At 66.2% G+C, this 5,845-nt stretch carries 2 protein-coding genes; one reads left to right on the top strand and one right to left on the bottom strand.

Annotated features, from left to right (window positions below; all coding sequences use genetic code 11):
• Nucleotides 1-1,681, bottom strand: a 1,681-nt coding sequence (locus ACIQ6O_RS11640) for an LptF/LptG family permease (RefSeq protein WP_396207958.1), incomplete at its 3' end; no start/stop codon positions are given.
• Between the two features lie 192 nt (nt 1,682-1,873).
• Between ACIQ6O_RS11640 and sprA the strand changes: the two genes are divergently transcribed.
• On the top strand, nt 1,874-5,845 hold a 3,972-nt coding region (sprA, locus tag ACIQ6O_RS11635), incomplete at its 3' end, for a cell surface protein SprA (protein ID WP_396207957.1).

Genomic DNA, 5,845 nt, shown 5'->3' with positions numbered 1-5,845 from the left:
CCTTCGCTTCGCGTGCGAGCTGCCGGCGCACCCGACGATCGGCCAGCCATTCCCGGAGTCCGCCACCACGTGACGAGTCGGTGGTGCTCTCCACGCGCCACAACAGCGCGATCCCGATGAGCGAGAAAAGCACGTTGGCGATCCACATGGCGATGAACGCGGGGAGCTTGCCCTTGTCGGCAAGCGCCTCGCCACCCATGAGGCACACGTAGTAAAGACCGAAGACCACGATGCTCACGCCGATCGTGACCCCCACACCGCCGCGCGGGAAGCGCAGCGCGATGGGCGGGCCAAAGAGCACGAACACGAGACAGGCGAACGACAGCGCGAACTTCTTGTGGATCTCCACGGCAAGGCCGTCGAGCACCTCGCGCTGGGCGAGCAACTGTTGCTGTGCGGCGCGCATGGCCGTGGCGTACACCGACGTGGAATCGGCCAGCACCGTGGCCGCGGCGGCCGTGCTGTCTTTCTGCTTCAGGCTGTCCGGCTTGAGACTGTCGGGGAGCACGCCACGCTGAATGCTGTCCAGCAGGATGCTGTCGCGCCGCATCGCCGCCTTGAGCGCGGCGCTGTCCACTTCCACCGTGACCGGCGGCGTGACAACCGGCGGCACCGGAGCCGGAACGGGAGGTTGCACCACGGGCTGAGTGACCGGTGGTTTGGCCGTATCCTGCGCCGCCGGCTGCATGGTCTGCGCGCGGGCCTTCTTGGGGAGAAAGAGCTGCGCGAGGCGGGCGCCGAGCGTCTCGCAGTAGAAGGTGGAGAGCACCTCCTTGCCCGGGCGGTCACGCGTCACGGTGATCGTCTTCCCCTTGCCTGCCAGCCGCCCCGCCTGATCCATGTACTCATCGCGCAACCGCTTGAATTCGCGCGCGTTCTCCATGTAGGTCTGGTGCATCTGGCACACCGTCTGTTCGCGGTCGCCTCGGTAGTTGTCTTCCGCGGTGGCCTCGAACTGCTGCACGATGCCGCGCAGCTGCACGGTCTGCACACGGAAGAACGTGCGCTGCAGTCGCTTCGGGTCGCCGCGGGCGAACTCCTGAGCGTGGCCGTCATTCAGCTGCAGCTGCAGGTTCTCCCCCTTCGCATCCAGCAGGAAGACTCCGCTATCGGCGTAGATCGTCTGACGCTCGGGCCCCTTCCGCAGATCGTAGATCGTCACGTCGTACATGCGGTTCGTTCGCGCATCCACGCGCGCCACCCGCAGGAAGAACTGCTCGGTGATGGGATTCATCACCTGTTCCTTGAGGGCGAGTGTGGGCTTGGTGCGGGCGATGTCGCTGTTCAGAATGCGCAGTTCGTGATTCGTGCGCGGCAGCAGCTGGTCGTTGAACCAGACCATGAACAGCGAGAGCAGGAAGGCGCACACCAGCACCGGGGCCATGAGGCTGCGCACCCGGACGCCGCTGGCCTTGAAGGCGGTGATCTCGTGCTCCGCCGCCATGCGCCCGAACGCATAGAGCGTGGCCACCAGCACGGCCATCGGTAGCGTCATGGCAATCGTGAACGGCAGCGACAGCACGAAGAACTTGCCGATCGCCGCCCACGGGAGCCCCTTGCCGGCCAAATTGGCCAGCTGACGCGCCACATATTGCAGCATGAGGAGCGACGTGAGGGCCGACAGCGCGAAAACGAGCGGCCCCGCGTGCTCGCGGATGACATAGCGGGTAAGGAGCTTCACGACGTAAATTCCCCGAAGACCACCCGCTTTATCAAGGGCGGAATGCGGCCAATTGCAATTCCGGCCGCCCCTCGATCGAGACCGTACCCCGGCCCCCGGGCGAACGCCCCAGCGGGATCACTGGTCGTACCCCCAAACCGGAGTTCGGTGCGCAGGCTGCTGGCGGTGGCGTGTGGAGCGGTGGCATCGGTCATGGTCATGGTTGCCCCATCCGCCATGGCGCAGGTCCAGCCCACCCGGGATAGCACCGGAACCACTCCCGCCACCCAACCCCCGCCGCCCGCCGCCCGCCGGGACAGCGCCCAGCCCCCCGCCCCCCGCCGGGACACCACGAAGGGCCCGGTCCTGAAAGTCCCCGCCGACACCGGCAAGGACCTCTTCGGCGACATCGCCATCGATCTCAACGCCCGCCTGGAGTCCAAGCTCCAGCGCACCCGGAATGAGCGGTGCACCACGGCGCAGCTCACGATCGTGGGGAACAGCTGCCGAGGCCTCTTTCAGCCGGCTTTCGACTTCCAGTTCAACCTGCGGTCAGCCGGCGTCGTGGCCGACCGGGTGGCGGTGAACGTCGATTACGACTCCCAGCGGGAGTTCGACGCGTCCAACAACATCGGCATCCGGTACCAGGGCCGGGCGAACGAGCGGCTCCAGTCGCTCGAAGTGGGGAACGTGTCGTTCCAGGCCCCTACCTCGCGCTTCCTCACCTCCGGCATCCCGTCCAACAACTACGGGGTGCAGGCCACCGGCCAGCTCGGGGCCATGCGCTTCAGCACCATCGTGGCCCAGCAGCGCGGCAATGTGAGCAAGGACAACCTGTTCACCGTGGGCGATCGCACGCAGCAGCAGGTGGACCGCGTGGTGGAGGACATCCAGCTCGAAACGCGCCGGTTCTTTTTCACCATCGACCCGCGCCAGCTCCCCGGCTATCCCAACGTCGATCTGCTCAACCGCCGGCAACTGCAGCAGCTCGCCGCCGAACTCCCCGACTCCATCCGCCCCGTGCGGCTGTACGTGTACCGGCAACTCGTCGGCGCCACCAATCAGAATCCCCGTGGGCCGCAGTTCTCCGTGCGCGGGTCGCGCAATCCGTCGCGGCAGATCTACGAAGTGCTGCGCGAAAACGTCGACTACTACGTCGATCCGTCGCAGCTTTGGATTGCCCTCGTGCGCCCGCTCAATCTCAACAACGAGCGCCTCGCCGTCGCGTACGAAGTGAACGTGAATGGCGTGCCCGGACGCAACGTGAACACCGGCGGCACGCCAGACATCGAGCTCACCACCGAACCGCAGTTCGCCAACCTGCTCTGGGAACCGGAGCTGCAGCCCAACAACCCGGCGTATTTCTTTCGCGAGATCAAGTCGGTGTATCGCCTGGGCGGTGAGGAGTTGGTGCGCAACTCCATCGGGGTGAAGCTGGTGACCGGCACCTCCGGCGATCAGGAAAAGCCGGTGGACGCCTCGCGCGCGCAGACCTATCTGCAGCTGTTCGGCCTTGCGCAGCCCACCAACTCCGCGACGTTCGACGTGGAGAACCGCGTGTGGCCGCGCCCCAACGATCCCAACTTCCGCGCCACCTTCTCGGGCGATACCCAGCAGCGGCTCATCCCCGACTACTTCCTCTTCTTCCCGAGCGTGCAGCCGTTCGCGCGCGCCGGTCTCGCGCAGCCGCTCGCCAATCCGGCCAACGACACGCTCTATCGCTATCCCAACGAGTACCTCTACTCGGCGCAGCGCCCGCAGGCCATCTACCGGCTCATGGTGAGCTACCAGTCGGAGGGTGGTGGCAACAGCCAGAGTATCAAGCTGGCCACCATTCAGGTGCGCCCCAACTCCGAGCGTGTGGTGATCGAGGGGCGCGAACTGCAGCGCGAGCGCGACTACAGCATCGACTACGACCTCGGCATCATCACCTTCACGCGCCCCGATACGCTGTTCGCGCGGCCGCGCCAGGTGAGCGTGCGCTACGAGGAGAATCCGCTGTTCGCGGTGGCCCCCACCACCATTCTTGGATTCGCGTCGCAGTTCGCTCTCGATAACGGGCAGATTGCGTTTACCGCCATCTCGCAGCAGCAACGCTCGGCGCTCAACCGGCCGCCGCTGGGCTTCGAGCCGGTGGGGAGTCTCGTGGCTGGTGTCACCACCACCATGCAGTGGGATGCGACGGCCGTGAGCAACCTGCTCACGCGTTTGCCGTTCCGTCCCACGACCACCGCGTCCCGCATTGCCTTGCAGGGCGAGTTCGCCGTGAGCAAACCGCAGGCGAATGCGGCGGGGCAGGCCTACATCGAAAGCTTCGAAGGCGAGGCCGAACGCGTGTTGCCGCTGACCGAGAGCGCCTGGTACTTCGGATCGCGCCCGGCCCTGGGCACGAGCCTCGCGGGGCAGGGCACGTCGGTGTTCTCCCTCGCGCGCGCGGCAACGCTGGCGGTGCAGAACAACGGCGTGGACAACACCGGCACTTCTCCGCAGTTCACCCTCCAGCAGATCGATCCGGCGGTGCGCGTGGTGGGCAATGGCGTGTTGCCGCCCGAACAGCTCTTGTGGATGACACTCTATCCGCTGCGCACCGGCGGCATCAATGATGTCGTCCCTGGTACCGCCACCCGTCGGTACGCGTGGACGGTGGGCGACAACAGCGCCGTGGGCGCTACCCCCACCGGGCGTCGCTGGCGGTCGGTGCGCACCGTGCTCGGTGCCAGCGGTGCCGACCTGTCACGCATCGAGAACCTCGAGTTCTTCGCGCTGGTGCGGAGCGAGGAGAGCAAGGTGCGGCGTAACCCCACGCTCATCTTCGACTTCGGCGACCTGAGCGAAAACACGGTGGCGTTCGCGCCGGAGACCCTCACGGTGAATCGCGCTGCCGTGGCCGGGGCACCGGCCGACAGTACGTATCGCGGCAAGCGGCTCGTGGGCTACAACCGTCTCGACAGTGAGCGCGATTCGCTGTCGCGTGCGTTCAATGCGCTCGAGAACGACAAAGGATTGCCGGGCGATGTGGCCGATTCACTCGTGGTGGTGAATCGGACGACGGGCTCGCCGGTGGTCTCGCTGGAAACCAAGGTGCCGTTATGTACGCAGTCGCTGCAGGCCGTGCAGCGACTCGGCGACAGTCGCGCGAATTGCACCGTCCGCAACAATCGCCTCGACGAAGAAGACATCGACCTCGACGGCCGCCTCAACTTCGACGCGGCCGGTACCGATCAGGAGCAACTCAAGCGCTTCGTGGTCGATCTCGGCGACAAGCGTAACTGGACGCGCGTGGGACGGTGCTTTCAGCAGCGTGATTCATCCGCCGCCGGCGTGACGACCGACTCGCTCTGCTGGGTGCAGGTGCGGCTCAACTGGCGCGCGCCGGTGGAAGAGCTGAACAGTCCCAACGAGCGACGCATGCGCGCCATGCGGCTCACCATGGTGTCGAGTCGCGTGGCCACCGACGATGAGTTCTCGCGCATCGCGCTGGCCAAGCTGCGGCTCGTGGGTGCACCGTGGCTCAAGCGCAGCGCCGAACCGCTCTCCGGTATGGCGGGCGATTCCAGTGCGGCCCTCGGCGGCTACGTGATCGCGAGTGTGGTGGGGTCGCTCGATTCCACGAACACGCTTCCTTACACGCCGCCCCCCGGGGTGATCGAGGCGCCCGAGAATCGCCAGTCGGGGTACGAGAATCAGCGCATTCAGGTGAACGAGCGCGCACTACGCCTCCAGACCGGTCTGCCCGGTCGGCAGTTCCGACCGTTCGATCGTGCCGAAGCGTTCTTCCGCTTCCCCGAGGGTACCAAGACCTTCATGGGCTATCGCACGCTGCGCCTCTGGATGCGCGGGCGCGGCAATGGCTGGGGGCTCAATGGAGAGCTCAACGGCTACGTGAAGATCGGCCGCGACGAGCACAACTTCTACATGTATCGCACGCCGGTGAATGCCGGGCCGAGCCAGGGCGATTGGCTGCCGGAAGTGCGGGTGGATCTCACCAAGTTCCAGATGCTGCGGGCCCGGCTCGAGAACGCGTTCCTCACGGGTAGCGCCGATTCGGTCCAGTGCAGCGGCACCGATCTCGAGCTCGTGAAGCGTTCCGGGAAGCCGCGCGGCCTCGCTGTGCGTCGCTACGCGGTGTGCGAAGACGGCTACATCGTGTACAGCGCCGATCCGGCCGTCACGCCACCCAATCTT

The organism is Gemmatimonas sp. (assembly GCF_044345575.1).
Taxonomy (GTDB): domain Bacteria; phylum Gemmatimonadota; class Gemmatimonadetes; order Gemmatimonadales; family Gemmatimonadaceae; genus Gemmatimonas.
The sequence above is the reverse complement of the archived record's forward strand: the minus strand, read 5'-3'. Positions and strand labels throughout refer to the sequence as shown.